11 protein-coding genes and 1 tRNA gene are annotated in these 16,941 nt (G+C 46.0%); 4 read left to right on the top strand and 8 right to left on the bottom strand.

Features of this window, described 5'->3' with window-relative positions; all coding sequences use genetic code 11:
* The first annotated feature begins 347 nt into the window (after positions 1-347).
* Entirely contained in the window at positions 348-6,164 is a 5,817-nt protein-coding gene (locus AB4375_RS11130) for a hypothetical protein (protein ID WP_372051576.1), read from the top strand.
* A gap of 76 nt (positions 6,165-6,240) precedes the next feature.
* Here AB4375_RS11130 and frdD read toward each other — a convergent pair whose 3' ends face one another.
* From frdD to frdA, 4 genes are read right to left on the bottom strand one after another with little or no spacing between them, the layout of a single operon-like run.
* Complete coding sequence (gene frdD / locus AB4375_RS11125; RefSeq protein WP_017063167.1) at positions 6,241-6,627, bottom strand: fumarate reductase subunit FrdD; 387 nt, start codon at positions 6,625-6,627, stop codon at positions 6,241-6,243.
* A 12-nt stretch (positions 6,628-6,639) separates the two neighbouring features.
* Entirely contained in the window at positions 6,640-7,023 is a 384-nt protein-coding gene (gene frdC / locus AB4375_RS11120; protein WP_017061300.1) for a fumarate reductase subunit FrdC, read from the bottom strand.
* A 1-nt stretch (position 7,024) separates the two neighbouring features.
* Positions 7,025-7,789 carry a succinate dehydrogenase/fumarate reductase iron-sulfur subunit gene (locus AB4375_RS11115; RefSeq protein WP_009847917.1) on the bottom strand — a complete coding sequence of 255 codons (765 nt, stop codon included), beginning with the start codon at positions 7,787-7,789 and terminating at the stop codon, positions 7,025-7,027.
* Complete coding sequence (gene frdA, locus AB4375_RS11110) at positions 7,789-9,612, bottom strand: fumarate reductase (quinol) flavoprotein subunit (protein WP_017071211.1); 1,824 nt, start codon at positions 9,610-9,612, stop codon at positions 7,789-7,791. The genes AB4375_RS11115 and frdA overlap by 1 nt, the downstream gene beginning before the upstream one ends.
* A 451-nt stretch (positions 9,613-10,063) precedes the next feature.
* Between frdA and epmA the strand changes: the two genes are divergently transcribed.
* A complete protein-coding gene (gene epmA / locus AB4375_RS11105; RefSeq protein WP_017071212.1) occupies positions 10,064-11,035 on the top strand; it encodes an elongation factor P--(R)-beta-lysine ligase in 972 nt (323 codons plus the stop codon).
* 58 nt (positions 11,036-11,093) lie between these two features.
* On the opposite strand, the gene AB4375_RS11100 is transcribed toward epmA, so the two are convergent.
* The 4 genes from AB4375_RS11100 to rsgA all read right to left on the bottom strand — a co-directional run bounded on the left by AB4375_RS11100 (position 11,094) and on the right by rsgA (position 15,920).
* Positions 11,094-11,981, bottom strand: coding sequence for a DMT family transporter (locus AB4375_RS11100; protein ID WP_372051575.1), 888 nt, complete (start codon positions 11,979-11,981; stop codon positions 11,094-11,096).
* A gap of 113 nt (positions 11,982-12,094) precedes the next feature.
* Positions 12,095-13,510, bottom strand: coding sequence for a DASS family sodium-coupled anion symporter (locus AB4375_RS11095; RefSeq protein ID WP_017061303.1), 1,416 nt, complete (start codon positions 13,508-13,510; stop codon positions 12,095-12,097).
* 308 nt (positions 13,511-13,818) lie between these two features.
* Positions 13,819-14,739: an archaetidylserine decarboxylase gene (gene asd / locus AB4375_RS11090; RefSeq protein ID WP_017063172.1), complete on the bottom strand. Its 921-nt coding sequence runs from the start codon at positions 14,737-14,739 to the stop codon at positions 13,819-13,821.
* 125 nt (positions 14,740-14,864) lie between these two features.
* The gene (gene rsgA, locus AB4375_RS11085) at positions 14,865-15,920 is read right to left on the bottom strand and encodes a small ribosomal subunit biogenesis GTPase RsgA (RefSeq protein WP_017061306.1); all 1,056 of its coding nucleotides are present in this window, start codon (positions 15,918-15,920) and stop codon (positions 14,865-14,867) included.
* Positions 15,921-16,070: 150 nt separating this feature from the next.
* Between rsgA and orn the strand changes: the two genes are divergently transcribed.
* A complete protein-coding gene (gene orn / locus AB4375_RS11080) occupies positions 16,071-16,616 on the top strand; it encodes an oligoribonuclease (RefSeq protein WP_372051573.1) in 546 nt (181 codons plus the stop codon).
* A gap of 180 nt (positions 16,617-16,796) precedes the next feature.
* Positions 16,797-16,872, top strand: a tRNA-Gly gene (locus tag AB4375_RS11075).
* Positions 16,873-16,941: the final 69 nt, after the last annotated feature.

The raw sequence follows: 16,941 nt of genomic DNA, 5'->3' as shown, positions 1-16,941 counted from the left end.
AGAGCAGATACGAGTAATACGAGATGCGGGATACGAAGAGCTGGAAAATCAAGAGTGAGTAAGCCAGATGCGATTCACAATGGTCACAAGGTTACATTGTGTGACCAGCATCATATTTTGGTTGTATTCTGGATGAAAATCAAAAATTTTATCTAACTTATAGATTTACAAGGTGTTGTTGGCGTTTATATATCGCAACAAAAATCTCTCAATTCAATATGTGACTGTTTAATATTGATTTTGTGAATGTGTGTGGTGGGAAGGGAAGCTGATTACAATATTGTTAGAATGAGTAGAGTCTACTAGCTTTATACGCGATGTTATTAAGCAACTATGTGGATATTAATATGAGACTTAATGCAATTACGTTGGCTCTTGGTTTGGTTAGTATCGTCGGGCTTTCAGGATGTGATGACGATGATACAACCGTGTCAACCACGACTCCGAGTGAGACTCCCTCGACTCCCAGCTCCCCAGCTGAAACGACTAAATACAGTGTGACTGCAATTGATGGTTATTTACGTCATGCTCGAATTTGGTTAGACCTTAACGGTAACTACGTCTTAGACGACGGTGAGCCTAATGCTATTTCTGGTGATGGCGGAGTTGCAGATTTAGACGTCACCGATGTCGACAACCCTGAACAGTACCCTGTCGTTGTGCAAGCGATCTCCGGGCAGACGATTGATGAAGATGAACCTGATGTTACGGTGTCTGACGACTATATTATGTCAGCCCCTCCAGGTGAAAAAGATGTCACCCCTTTGAGTACGCTAGTTCACGTATTGATCGAGCAAAACACTACAGATTCTGACGATGCTGCTGCGGTTGAAGCAGCAAAGCAAGCTGCCATTCAGCAAGTCGCTGATCAGCTAGGCTTAGATGAAGATGAAATCTTAGGTGATTTTGTTGAGTCAGGTTTTGAGGCTGCCGCTTATGCCGCTGAAAACTTGGTTGATTCAAATGTTTTGCCTTCATCTCCTCAAGAGTTGCAAGAAGTTGCTGAAAGTGAAGATAAAGGGACTAAGTTTATCTCTGTGACTGCATCTGTGAATAATGAAATCAAAAAGAAAATTGAAGAAGTTGCAGGTGATAGCGATAAGACATTTGATAATGTTGGTGGTGCGACAGAGGGTGTCGATTTTTCTAATGACACAGATGATGACGGCGTCCCCAATGACTTAGATGACTTTCCGAATGATCCCGATGAAAGTCTGGACTCCGATGGTGATGAGATCGGTAATAATGCCGACCTAAATGATGATACGGTGGACGGAGAAGATGACATCTACCCTGATGCCAATGATGCGTTTCCAACGGATCGTTCTCGTGCTGGTGACCATGATTCGGATGGGGTAGACAGTATTGATGATGTCTTCCCACAAGATCCAACTGAGTGGGCTGATAATGACTCTGATGGCTATGGTGACAATCAAGATGTATTTGATAATGACCCAACCGAATGGGCAGATACGGACGGTGATGGTGTTGGTAATAATGCCGATAAATTCCCATCGGATCCCAACGAGTCCTTAGATACGGACGGTGATGGCGTTGGTAATAATGCCGATGAATTTCCAACCGATGCGACCGAATGGGCAGATACGGATGATGATGGCTTAGGCGATAACGAGGATGACCCGTATCCAAACGATACGGATAACGACAGTTACAACAATGATGTTGATGAATTCCCAACCGATGCGACCGAATGGGTCGATGTGGACGGTGATGGCGTTGGTAATAATGCCGATGTTCATCCAGAGGATGGAAATAAGTCAATTGCTGATGTTGTGGCCAATGTTAGTGCAACTGATGTAGCAGTTTTAAACATAACAGATCGCGATATCATTACACTGGATATTGAGGTCGAAGAAATGGTTGAGACACTGAATAGCGGAGAGATTGTTACCACCATAACTACTCAATATATCACTGCTGATGACGTGGTATATGGCACGACACAAAGTGTCGATCACCTGTTAAATGATGACTTTACTCGTATCCAGACCTTTGCGTACGACTATAACCTCGATGGTACTGCACGTTACGAAGGCATGTCTCTTGAAATTGGTACTAGAACCGAAACAAGCGAGACGTATTGGCGCTATATCGATGAGGGTGATGCATCTCTTGAGGGCGGTTTCGGCGGTAATGGTCGTGTCTATGAACAAGGCGTAGCCTTAACATCTAGAGTTCACCCAAATGACTTATCTCAAATAGATACAATACATAGTGTATCAGTGGAATTTGAGGACGTCGCAGAGGGCGTTCAAGCGGTCGAAACGTTAACCGAATACACGGTAAATGGCTTTGATATCGACGATGTTCAAACCCATCAAGCTCAATGGGCTCAGACTTTAACCACTGTAACGCAGGATTACGTGCAGAGTTTCGTGGAGTCTAAGCAGGATTGGGATGCAGACGGCAATATCAACGTTGAACTTCGCTTTACAAGTCATCTTGATGGCAGCTATGTCTACGAATATTCGACACCAGTATGGGCGAATCCGGAGGATGGTGAGTTCCATGAATACGCCGATTTTAACTTTAACGATGGTAAGTGGGACGAGCTCACCTCGTACTGGAACTATTACCGCAAAGAGGTGCTAATCAATGGTGATGTTCTTGAAAGTGGAGAGCGTTCGGTTCTAAACGAGGAAACGAACACACTACTCATTGTCGATAGTGATCCAATCAATACCTTGTTCCAAGAATGGAATGCCGTGTCTCGTTCTGTCAGTGATGTGGAAGAAAATAAACACATAGAGTGGCAGCACTACCCATTAACTGATTATTCATTTACGACTGACACAGATAACGTCGGACAGGCCTATCGCGTTTACCAGAAACAATCTAATGGCCTTTGGGTTGCTACCTCATTTGATGAGTGGGGAACACAAGCTGTTGTGGATCTACCACAACAGGTAGAGGATGCCCGTGTTGCTGGCACAGAGTTGGAGCTTATTGATGACCAAATCATTCCAGGCCTGAGCCGATACGCTACGCTGTTACCTACAAGCAGTTTCCAATACGATGACAATGGGGCAATTCAATGGCACGTCGTAACACAAGACTATCTGTTCACTGATACTGGTACTCCAACATTGGTTACACTGGATCTTGGTGATAGTGGTGTGGTTCCTGGTTCGTTCACCGGAGTGAATGACGTTGATATGGTGCTTATGGTCCCGGATGTTGAGAATCCTTGGCCTTGGCACAATGCTTACTATCGCAGGGGCATAGACACTTGGAGCATGGACCTAACGGAGGAAGCGTTTAGTTGGCATAACAGTCTAGGAGTGTTCTTCTTAGACGAGACAGCTGCGCAAGATTATCTTGCAGAGTTTTTAAATCAAGATAGCGACGACGATGGCTTTAAAGACTACGAGGATGCTTTCCCTAATGATCCAAATGAATGGGATGATAGTGATGGTGACTATGTTGGCGACAATAGCGATGCCTTCCCTTATGACTCATTAGAGTGGGCGGATTCTGATAGTGATGGTTTAGGCGATAACCATGAGAATGCAACCGAAGGTTTAGATCCGAATAATGCTGATTCAGATGAAGACGGCGTTTATGACGGTGAAGACCTTTATCCAACCGACCCAAATAAGTGGACTATTACCGCCCAAGAGTTTGCGGAGCAAGAGGGGACTCTTTACGGATTCTTCAGCGATTGGAGCGAACTATCGTTCGTAGATATTCTGTTTAAAGAAACCTTGAGTTATGGCGGTGATACGTTAACCCTTACGGAACTCATACAGTACCGTGGTGATCAATCCTTTATCCAGCTACCACTTGAAGCTGAGGGGGACGTACAGCTCACTGAAAACGGCTGGCAAACTCCGGTAGGTTATACGATAGACTTCTCTGGAGAGCAACTTATTGCCTATCCAGAAGACAATTCCAGTTTCTATTATTCAGTAGAATCAGAAGTGGTAAACCTATCGGGTATGGCATTGTATGAAGTCTACTTTGAGTGGTTCGACTTCATGGAAGAGGCGAGGTTCGCTGAAGGCTCACAAGCGGTAATGTTTACCTTCTCTCCAGCCGTAAACCAGTACTTCCTATGGGAGGGTGGTAGTCCGTACGTGAGGTTCTCTGACGTCGGTTATGATACGGATGGTAGCTCTATTACAAGTCTGGACGACATTATTGTGTCGCAGTCGGTCGGTGAGTCGGTTTCCACAGATCTTACTACCTCTGTTGGCCTCCATCTAGACTTTGATATCGAGTTAGTGAGTGATGGCACGGCGCATTATTACTTCTTTGATTGGGACGCAGGAACGGCAAGTCGCGTCGCTACTGCGGATTACTTACGTTACACATTACACGGTGAAGATATCGTCGAATTTACCGTACCAGTTGAGGCTATGTCCTACATGGGAGAGGGGGATACGCCTACCATGATCTTTAGCATGTACAATGGCGAACTTACGGTAGGTGAGATTGAGGCGCCAAGTGCTGAACCGTCGGACGATACTATGTACGCTTTCAATGGTATTGCCGCACAGTCTATAGAAGATGGTGTAGTGTTGAGCGATTACCTATTTACCTGCTACTTGGGTGATAGCGATGATCAGTCAAGCCCAATCATGGCTGACTATGAGCTTGCGATTACGGATTGTGGCGGTCGAACTCACATTACCAGCGAAATGGTCGAGGGTCTAAACTTCCAACGCGTTAAAGGCAATGGAAATACTCGTGACTACTTGTTCAATGCTGATGGCACAGTGCATGTATTGAAGGGAGAGGGCGGTAACTATACTGACGATTGGGTCATAGAAGATGGCTTGGTTAAGATCAGCTATTCTGATGAATCGGAGAGCTTCACGACTTACTGGGCACTGTTAGATTCGTTGGATGATACGTGGTCAATCAAGTTCTATGAGAACGAAGTTGTGGACGGTCAATCAAGTAGCTATATCTGGATGGATACTATTATTCAACAAGATCGTCCGATTGTGCTTGAAGAGTGCTACATCGGTGATGCAGAACCTGTTGAGGGGCAACCTATCCCGAGTATGAGTGACTACGAAACGGCGATCACGGATTGTGGCGGTCGAACTCACATTACCAGTGAGATGGTCGAGGGTCTAAACTTCCAACGCGTTAAAGGCAATGGAGATACTCGTGATTACTTGTTCAATGCTGATGGTACTGTACATGTATTGAAGAGTGAGGGTGGTGACTATATCGATGACTGGGTCATAGAAGATGGCTTTATTAAGGTTAGCTATTCTGATGAATCGGAGAGCTTCACGACTTACTGGGCGTTATTAGAGTCAATGGAGCAAACTTGGTCAATTAAGTTCTTCGAGGAAGAAACGTTAGGCGGTGTGACTGAAAGTTGGATATGGGCAGATACCGTGGTGCAACAAGATAGAAACGCTCTGCAGTTTGACCCGACTAACTTGGTATTGATGGAGTACGATGGTAACACCCTCTTTTTCCATGATAACGGCAGTATGAGCTATATCGGCAATGATGGCACTGAGACCTATGGGAACAGTTGGATGAAAACTTCAGCTAATACCATGATGATAACTTATGAAGATACCTCAACCGAGCAATGGGTACTTTTATCACAAACTGATGATGAATTAACTATCTCTAGGGATGGTTCAGAGGAGGTGCTTACAAATGTTACCTACGAGGGAACAGTAACGGTCTGTGAGGATGGTGATTCACCGTGGGATGATTTTACGGACCAACCCTCTGACTTTGGCACTCGTTCGGACTATGACAGCGCAGTCGCCAACTGTACCGTTGGTGGTGCTCAGTTTATAGAGTCTGATTTCACAGGTAATGGCAGTGAAAGTTCTCGTTGGGAGCTCATCGATCTTTGGGAGATAAATGGCACCGTCATGGCTGTAGTTGAAGAAGAGGTTGTGTTCCATAGTAACGGTACTGGCTACTTTGACGATGATGAGGGATTGTTCGGGTTCGATTGGGTGATTTTGAATGGTGAGGTGACCTTAACCATAACCGAAGAGGAATTTATAGGAGCCAAAGACACCTGGAATAAGGTTGATCAAGATGGAGAGTATATTACGACTAAATCCTTCTGGAGCGATCCAACCTGGAGCAACCCTGCGCCGGCAGAGGGAGAAGCGGAGATAACCTCAGGTGTGATGCGATTTGTGGGGTTTGAATAGCCGTAACGCATATAGACTTATCATCTAGCATAGAATAAACGCCTAGGGTCAAACCTAGGCGTTTTCTATTTAACTGTTAAATCATAAAAATGAAGATAACAGACAATGCGCTGATTAGGCCTGCAACGAAGTAGCAGCCCACTTTACCCGCAACACCGACATGGAACTTAAGGTCGTGCATGCCGTGGTGAAGACGGTGCATTGCGTGCCACATTGGCAGTGCTAGCGTACCGATGATGAATAGCGCACCAATAATGCTGGTGGCGAATTCAGACACACGCTCGTAGCTCATTGCGTCCGCATCGATGATGCCCATTGGCACTAAGATACCTAACACTAGAACTGTGATTGGTGTGATCATCGCAAACCAAGTACCGCCAGCGCCAAATAGGCCCCACCAGATTGGCTCATCAGAGCGTTGTGGGTTGTGGTTAACAGGTTTTACTTTGTAATTTGTGTTCATAACGAAAGCTCCTTACACCACAACAAGAACGATTAAAGAAATAAAAGCCACCGCTGCCCACTGGGTCAGTACGATGATTTTTTTATCAACCAATTTGCCTTTAAGACGGATTGGCATTACTTGAGGCATCATGCTGAAGAAGGTTTGAGCGTGCAGCAAGCTGCCTAGCAGTGCCACGATGTTGATACCAACGACGATAGGGTTAGCCATAAAGCTCAACCAACCAGCCCAAGCTTCAGGCCCTTTCACTAGTGCACCCAAACCGAAGGTTAGGAACAGAGTGAATAGAATCAAAGGCAGTACAGTCGCTTCACGTAGCATGTAGAAGCGGTAGAACGGATGGTTGCTCCACCACGTTCTCTTCATCTCACGAACATAAGGCTTACGATTGCTCATATTATGCCTCCTCTGCTGTTTTTACTTGCGATCCATCAGGCTTGAACATCGAGATAACGAAGTCCATTGAAGACTCAACTTTGCCTTGGTTTACTGCAGCCGCTGGGTCTACTTTCTTCGGACAAACGTCAGAACAGTAACCTACAAACGTACAGCCCCAAGCGCCGTTGTCGCCATTGATAAGCTTCATACGTTCGGCTTTACCATTGTCACGGCTATCTAGGTTGTAGCGGTGAGCAAGAGCAAGTGCCGCAGGGCCAATGAACTCAGGGTTTAGACCAAACTGAGGACATGCTGCGTAACACAAACCACAGTTGATGCAGCCAGCGAACTGTTTGTATTTCGCCATTTGCTCTGGAGTTTGGATGTTCGTGCCGTCTTCTGGCTTACGGTCGTTACCAATGATGTAAGGCTTGATCGCTTCAAGGCGCTCGATGAACGGCGTCATGTCGACAATCAAATCTTTTTCGATTGGGAAGTTAGCTAAAGGCTCAATCTTGAAGCCATTCGGGTAGTCACGTAAGAAGCTCTTACACGCCAGTTTTGGCACGCCATCAACCATGATGCCGCAAGAACCACAAATCGCCATACGACAAGACCAACGGTAAGACAGGTCTTTATCTAGGTTGTCTTTGATGTAACCGATCGCATCAAGTACTGACATGGTTTCATCAAATGGCACTTCAAAGGTTTGAAAGTGAGGTTCTGCGTCGTGCTCAGGATCATAACGCAGGATTTCAATTTTTTGGATTCGATTCGCTGACATTATGCTTGCTCCTCTTCGCTCTTCTTCGCATTCTCTTCTGCTGCTTTTTCAGCGGCAGCGGCTTTCTCTGCAGCTTCACCGTACAGACGAGCTTTAGGTTGAGATTTGGTGATCTTAACGCCGCTGTAGTCGATGGTTGGTGCTGCATCTTCGTTGTAGAAAGATAGAGAGTGTTTCAGGAAGTTCACGTCATCACGTTCTGTGCAGTTGTCGTCTAGACGTTGGTGCGCACCGCGAGACTCTTTACGAAGAATCGCTGAGTGGACCATCGCTTCTGCAACTTCAAGGCCGTAACCCACCTCGATAGCGTAAAGTAGGTCAGTGTTGAACACTTTGCCTTTGTCTTTAATGCTGATCTTCTTGTAGCGAGCTTTCAGTTCAGTGATTTTGTCGATGGTCTTTTGCATCAAGTCTTCTTGACGGTAGATACCACAACCCGCTTCCATGGTGTGACCCATTTCAGTACGGATGTCAGCCCAGTTCTCGTCGCCTTCTTGGTTTAGTAGACCTGCGATGCGATCTTCAACCGCTTTCACTTGCTTAGCGATAGACTCTTCGTTCCAGCCTTTGAATTCAGCCGCGCGTTTCACGGCTTGTTCACCGGCTACGCGGCCAAACACTACGAACTCAGCCAGAGAGTTAGAACCTAGACGGTTTGCACCGTGCAGACCAACTGAAGCACATTCACCAACAGCGAATAGGCCTTTAATGCGAGTTTCACAGGTACCGTTAGTTTCAATACCACCCATGGTGTAGTGAACGGTCGGGCGAATCGGGATTGGCTCTTTTGCTGGGTCGACGTTTACGTACGCTTTTGCAAGCTCACAGATGAACGGAAGACGCTCTTGCAGGTACTCTTCACCCAGGTGGCGAAGGTCAAGGTGTACGACATCACCAAGTGGGTGCTTGATGGTGTTGCCTTTCTGCTGCTCGTGCCAGAATGCTTGAGAAACTTTGTCACGTGGACCCAGTTCCATGTATTTGTTTTTCGGCTCGCCCACTGGAGTTTCAGGGCCCATGCCGTAATCTTGCAGGTAACGGTAGCCGTTCTTGTTGACGATGATACCGCCTTCACCACGACAACCTTCGGTCATCAAGATGCCAGTGCCCGGTAGGCCTGTTGGGTGGTATTGAACGAACTCCATATCACGCAGTGGTACACCGTGGCGATAAGCCATTGCCATACCGTCGCCAGTTACGATGCCGCCGTTGGTATTACAGTGGTAAACACGACCTGCGCCGCCGGTTGCTAGAACAACAGATTTTGCTTTGATGGTAACAAGCTCACCTTCAGACATGTGAATCGCGATTAGGCCTTGTACTTCGCCATCTTCAACGAGCAAATCCACCACAAAGTACTCATCAAATCGTTTGATTGTGTCGTACTTCATCGAAGTCTGGAACAGAGTATGAAGCATGTGGAAGCCGGTTTTATCCGCTGCGAACCACGTTCTCTCTACCTTCATACCGCCGAATCGGCGTACGTTTACTTCACCGTTTTCTTTACGACTCCATGGGCAGCCCCATTGTTCCATTTGGATCATTTCGCGAGTCGAGTTTTCAACAAAGTATTCAACAACATCCTGTTCACATAGCCAGTCGCCACCGCCAACAGTATCGTTGAAGTGGTTATCTAGGCTATCTTCGTCTTTAATTACCGCTGCTGAACCGCCTTCTGCCGCTACCGTGTGCGAACGCATTGGGTAAACTTTAGAAATCAGTGCTACTTCCAGTTCAGGATTAGCTTCAGCCGCAGCAATAGCTGTACGAAGACCAGCGCCGCCTGCGCCGATGACTGCGATATCTGTGGTAATTGTCTTCACAGTTATTCTCCAGTGTGATGCGGAGTATTCCGCTTGTAATTATAAAAAGCCTATTTAGGAGGTTCTAAATTGTAGGAACCATTTAGCACCCCTAAGCCTTAAGTGGTAGGTTCAGTGTAAGAGAGGAAGGTATTCGAAAAGTTGATGCATTTGGGTTTTTAGGTCGGTAATGCATATGGAGGCATAGAAATTATAGGTTATGTGACTGCAATCACGGCAATGAATTGTTGATAACGATTAACCCACAGGACGGGTGTTAACGGCTTGTTGAGTATGATTTTTGTTATCAATGTTGATGTGAAATCTGTATTGATAATTGTATTGTAGAACGTAATTTTCTGGCTTCATTAAAACAACATTTTGCTTTCACGAATAGAAAGATAGAAGCTTACAAAAGCGATGAAAGGTGGTAATTTTCGTCGCCTAGAATTCAGTAATATGGAACTCAATAATGCACTCTACATGGCAACCGGCCGCAACCATTAAACAGTTAAAGCAACGTGCTGATATCCTTAATCAAATTCGTCAGTTCTTTGCTGAGCGAAACGTGATGGAAGTGGATACGCCTGCGATGAGCCACGCCACGGTGACGGACGTGCATTTGCATACTTTCAAAACTGAATTCGTAGGGCCGGGTTATGCGCACGGTCAGCCTCTGTTCTTTATGACTAGCCCTGAGTTTCATATGAAACGTCTATTAGCGGCGGGCAGTGGCTGTATTTACCAAATTTGTAAGTCTTTCCGTAACGAAGAAAATGGCCGTTACCACAACCCTGAGTTCACCATGTTGGAGTGGTATCGCGTTGGCTTTGATCACCATGACCTGATGGATGAAATGGATTTGCTGTTACAGCAGGTACTTAAATCGGGCTCAGCAGAGCGAATGACTTACCAACAAGCCTTTATTGACGTGTTAGGTGTGTGTCCCCTGGAAGATTCGATGGCTACGCTAAAGCAAGCCGCAGCAAAACTTGGGCTCAGCGATATAGCTGACCCTGAAGAAGATCGTGATACCTTGCTGCAGTTGCTGTTTAGTATTGGGGTTGAAGCCAAAATAGGGCAACAAGTCCCTGCGTTTGTTTATGACTTTCCGGCTTCACAAGCGGCATTGGCTAAGATTAATCCTGAGGATTCGCGAGTGGCGGATCGCTTTGAGGTGTATTTCAAAGGCATCGAGTTAGCAAACGGCTTCCATGAGCTAGATAAACCACAAGAGCAGCTCAAGCGCTTTGAAGATGACAATGCCAAACGTATTGAGATGGGCTTATCGCCTCAACCGATTGACCATCACTTGATTGAGGCATTAAAAGCGGGCTTACCAGACTGTGCGGGTGTTGCTTTAGGTATTGATCGTCTGATCATGCTGGCGTTAGGTTATGACCACATCGATGACGTGACGGCTTTTCCTTTCCCGCGCTCTTAGCTCTCTATTCAGTTAGTCTTACTTACTGTTTGGCTAACTGACCAGAATCCCAGTGCCACTATCTTACTAGGATACCAGTGCCAATAACGGCAACAATGGCACCGATCCAAGCGTAGGCATTTGGTCTCTGTTTGGTGTACAGCCAAAGTATTGGTAACAACATGATAGGTGTGGTTGAAGACAACAGAGCAACCATGCCGACATTTCCTTCTTGCAGTGCATACAAGATCAGCGTCATTCCCACCGCCATCGCTAAAAACCCGTTAACTGCGGTAATCGCAAATATTTGACCATTCATTGGGTTGATTGCGCGTGAGAGCTTGGCGCCCGTTAAGCGAAATGCGGAATGGGCAACAAAGGCGGTGATCATTCGAATGGCAGAGGCAGCAATTGGGTCGATACTGGTTTGCATCACGGGTTTGGCGATGATGCCACCCAGTGCTTGGCAAATCGCAGCTGTAATTCCCAGTGCAACACCAATCCACACAGTGCCTTTAATGGTTTCGAGTTGATTGTTAGCCTGTCCTCGACGACCAAAGAATATCGCGGTTAATACACCACTGAACACCAACGCTGAGCCAATCAGCTCAACCGAAGTCATGCTTTCGCTAAACAGGAAGTAACCAAGAATCGCCGAGAACACGGCATGACAAGAGAACAGCAAACCTGCTTGGCGCGGTCCCATTCGATTCAAACAGGCAAATAGGGCGGTATCACCAATGAAGATGCCAATTAGCCCAGACAGCATCATCGGCGTGACTAGGTCTGCTTCGACCGTTGACCAGCCACCAGTAAACCAAGCCATGATCGATAAGATGATAGCAGTGCAACCCATGCGCCAACGGCTATAGGCGAAAGAACCTAAGTGTTGAGCAGGCTTTACTGACATCAGGCTCGCGATAGCCCAAAGAAAAGCGGCAGCAAGAGCCAGCCATTCGAATCCCATTGAAGTGTACGTCCGTGTCAAAATGTAGAAGTGGGGGATTCAATATGCACTAAACCTTCCAGATAGCAAAGACGTGATTACTATCTGGAAGGGCATTAGTAGGGATTAACGTGCTAGGTGATGATAAACAGGGCGAGGTAAACCATCAGCAAGCCCACAATACCTAAGATGATGCCCATCTTCGCCATGTCTTTGCTTTCGATAAGCCCGGTCGAGTAGGCCAGTGAGTTTGGTGGTGTCGATACTGGCAGAATCATGCCAAGTGACGCAGAGAAGGCGACCACAACCAGCAAGCCTTGCAGACCACCAATCGCAACTAGGCTTTCCATGGAAGCACCAATTGCAGCGGCTATCGGCATCAGCAAGTTGGCCGTCGCAGTGTTTGACATGAAGTTCGCCATTAACCAACACACGATAGACAATGTCAGTACCACAGCTGCAGGTGACAGCGATTCATAGTCAATTGCGTGTGCGAGTGCAGCGGCTAAGCCTGTTTTATCTAAGCCAATACCAATCGCAATACCACCTGCGACCAGCCACAACACATCCCAGTTAATCAGCTTGAGTTCTTCTTTGCCCATGATGCCAGTGAGCGTAAACACAGCCAGTGGAATGATAGACACGACATAGGTGTTCATGCCGTGCAGTTTGGTGGTCATCCACAATAAGATTGTCGCAGCGAAGGTGATGTAAACCACAATCGCTCGCCAGCTCTTTCTAAATTGTCCATCAAGCTTGAGCACCATGTTTCTTTCTTTAGAAGGGAAGAGTTTTTGTAGAAGAAACCAAGCGATGGTGAGTTGGATGATCACAAAGGGTAAGCCCATCATCATCCAGCTGAGGAAGTCGATGGTATTTTCACCCGTTAGGTATTGCAGCGCGATGGCATTGGGCGGTGTACCGATTGGGGTTGCGATACCGCCAGTATTGGCAGCAATTGGAATACACAACACGAGCGCTTTGATACCCATATCGCCTTTTGGTGCAGATGCCACGATAGGGCCGAGCAGCGCAAGCATCATTACCGTCGTTGCGGTATTTGACATGAACATTGAGAACACGGCGGTGATCAGCATTAAGCCGAGCATAATGAAGCGCGGCTCTGTACCAAATGGTTTAAGTAGCACTCGAGCTAGGTTGTTATCGAGTTCATACTTGGATGCGGATATCGCAAGAGCAAAACCACCCATGAAAAGGATGATGATCGGTGACGAAAATGCACCGAAGATGTCGGTATATTTGATTAACTCACCGAGATCGTGCCCCGCTGGTGGATTTCTAAATAGGTGTAAACCTTTGTCAGATATCATCACCAGCTCAAGCGCAATGATCAAAATGGAAGTGGCGAATACCGGAACAGGTTCAAGCACCCACAGCAGGGCTGCTAATAAGAATATCGCCAACAGGCGGTGTTGAATCAGCGTGAGATCATCGATTGGTATTGAATCTATCGGCATGAATAACACGCCTAAGGGAATCGCAAAACAAATCAACAGCTTGACCAGAACGCCAACATTGAGTTTAGGCATGTACAAAGACCCTATAAATAAAATATCTTCAAATAGAGTAAGTTATCTGGATTTCTGGTACTTGGAGACGGGTTGGAAAATCAAAAAGTTGTTTAAGGTTTCGACAGTTGTTTTGTTTTTGGTCAATCTTTTATCTGGGCAATTAGAGACAAGAGTGAGAAGCATCAGGTGGCTGGGCAGGGTTTGAAAGATTGAGTTGTTAGAGCTTGAGTAGCAAATGAATCGGTAGAGTTAAGAAAAAGGCGCGTTCTTCTCTGAAATAGAAAAAGTAACGCGCCTTGAAAGCTTAAATGAGTTAACTCAAATTGTTAAGCTTGGTCAGTGTTCTCAGCAGAATCGGTAACAACATCGTCATTTGCTTGCGCTTCTTTGCCAGCAATGTGCGCGAAAGGTGTACCAAGAACCGTTTTCTCGCCATTTTGCATAGTGTCGTCAAACTTGATCGCATCTTTAGCGAACAGGTTGATAACGGTTGAACCAAGCTTAAAGCGGCCCATCTCTTCGCCTTTCTTCAAGATGATTGCTTTGTCACCTTGTGCAGGGTAATCCCATTTGTAAACCGAGTTACCACGAGGTGGGGTGATGGTACCTGCCCATACTTGCTCGATGCTACCTACGATCGTTGCGCCAACCAGCACTTGTGCCATTGGGCCAAATTCCGTATCGAAGATACAAACGACACGCTCATTACGTGCGAATAGGTTTGGAACGTTTTCTGCCGTTAACGGGTTAACTGAGAAAAGGTCACCTGGAACGTAGATCATCTGGCGCAGTGTGCCGTCGCATGGCATGTGCACGCGGTGGTAATCACTTGGAGACAGGTAAAGCGTTGCGAATTCACCGTCTTTAAATTCATCCGCTAGCGCAGCATCACCACCCAATAGCTCGCGAGCTGAGTAGTTATGGCCTTTCGCTTGAATCAGTTGACCGTCAGTAATTGGGCCAAATTGGCTCACACGTGCATCTGCAGGGTGAACAATAACAGACTCACCTTCAGCGATAGGACGCATGCCTTCTTTCAATTCACGCACGAAGAATTCATTGAATGTTTTAAAGTGTTTTGGATCGCTATGCAGAGCTTCATCCATGTTCACTTTGTATTGCTTGATGAACCAGTTGATGATCGCTGTCGTTAAGCCGCCCGCTTTAGCAGACGCAAGTTTGCCGACTAGGCGAGTTAATCCATGTTGTGGAATCCAGTACTGCAATCCAACTTTAATCTTATCCATTGTATTAATTTTCCAATGCTAATTGTTTTTCAATTAAATCTGTCGATGACGGTTTAAGGCGCGAGATGTTACTTAAATTCGCGCCAATTGTCAGTAAATGCACACATTTGTTCACAAAAACGCGATTAGAGATCGGCTTTTTTGTTGCGTGAATACTGACGGTTATCTTTGTTACTCGCCATGCTTTCAATGATGCGGTGGTAGTTGTCGAAACGTAATCGACTGATCTTTCCGTTTTCTACCGCTTCGCGCAGGATGCAGCCTGGGTCATCAATGTGTTTACAGTCACGGAACTTACAACCGCCAAGGTAAGGCTTGAACTCGATAAAGGCTTCAGTGATTTCGTCGGCCTCTAGGTGCCATAGGCCGAATTCACGCACTCCTGGTGAATCAATCAGATCACCACCAGAAGGGAAGTGGTACAAACGAGCTGCCGTGGTTGTGTGCTGACCAAGACCTGAGTTCTCAGAGACTTCGCCTTCTTCAATGTCTAGCGTTGGCATTAATGCATTCACTAGGCTTGACTTACCCACACCCGATTGACCAACAAAGATGTTGATACGGTCTTTAAGTTCAGCTTCCAGCTCTTTGATGCCGTAGCCAGACTCTTTACTCACGAACATCACTTTGTAGCCGATCTTCTCGTACTCTTTCAGTGTTTCACGGTATTCAGCAATCTGCTCATCAGTCAGCAGGTCGACCTTATTCAGCACAACAAGTGGCGCGATGTTTACCGTTTCTGAAGCAATTAGGTAACGGTCGATAATATTAAGTGATAGCTCTGGTAGCACAGCCGATACGATAACCATTTGGTCGACGTTCGCAGCTACTGGCTTTAGGCCATCGTAGTAATCAGGGCGAGTCAGCATTGAAGTTCTCGGCTCAACCGCTTCCACAACGCCAGAAATACCGGCCATTGATTCTAAGCCTGCGCGCCAAGTCACTCGGTCACCAGAAACTAAAGTCTCGATACTACGGCGTAAGTTACAACGATGAACTTCGTTAGTTTCAAGATCTTCGATATCAGCATGTTGGCCAAAGCGCGTAATCACGAGTCCGCTTTTGGTTCCGCCAAGCATGTTCTCATCCCATTGGATAGAATCTTCTTTCTTGAGTCGCTTGTTCTGGTTGCTACGTACACGACGTACTTGACCTTTGGTTAACTTCTTTTTTTTAGCCACAATTTTTCACTTAACACATCTAACTTGATGATTGGGGACTCAAACAGGATGTTGCTGGTACCACGTGATTTCGATGGTCCTAAAGCTAGTTTGAGTATAGTTATTTGGGTATAGTACCTCTTTTACACATAAACAAATAGGCGACGCCTTATGTCCTTTAGCGATCAGAACCTTATTTGGGTTGATCTAGAGATGACAGGACTTGATCCTGAAACTCATAAAATCATTGAAATTGCTACTATCGTTACTGATAGTGAGCTTAACATCCTGGCTGAAGGACCTGTTTTGGCTATTCACCAACCTCAGAGTGAATTGGACAAGATGGACGAGTGGTGTACAACGACTCACACTGGCAGCGGCCTCGTGAAGCGAATTCAAGAAAGCACGGTTTCAGAGCAAGATGCCATCCAACAAACCATTGATTTTCTTGAAAAATGGGTACCAAAAGGTAAGTCACCAATTTGTGGCAACAGCATTGGTCAAGACCGTCGTTTCCTATACAAGCACATGCCAGAGTTAGAAGAGTACTTCCACTACCGCTATGTTGACGTAAGCACTCTGAAAGAGCTGACTCGTCGTTGGAAACCTGAAGTGTTAGATGGTTTTTCTAAGTCGGGAAGTCACCTTGCGTTAGACGATATTCGAGAGTCGATCGCCGAGCTGCAGTACTACCGAAAAACGATTATTAACATCTAGTCGAATAAAATGATCACGTTTATCTAACTTTTCAGGGACATAAGAGCCGTTTTTTTTGCAAATCTGTGTGCTTTTACAGCAGTTGAGTAAAAAGTTTCGTAATTTTGCATTAAGGACTTGCATCACAAAAAAATGCTCTTATAATTCGCAGCCCTGAACGGAGAAAGACGTTTTCAGATTGCGATACTAGCTCAGTTGGTAGAGCGCAACCTTGCCAAGGTTGAGGTCATCGGTTCGAACCCGATGTATCGCTCCAATTTGTAGGTTACGGCGAAAGCGGTAATCGAAAGGTGAAAGACCTTTTATAATGCGATACTAGCTCAGT

Source organism: Vibrio sp. 10N.261.51.C6 (assembly GCF_041471785.1).
GTDB lineage: Bacteria > Pseudomonadota > Gammaproteobacteria > Enterobacterales > Vibrionaceae > Vibrio > Vibrio crassostreae_C.
The sequence above is the reverse complement of the archived record's forward strand: the minus strand, read 5'-3'. Positions and strand labels throughout refer to the sequence as shown.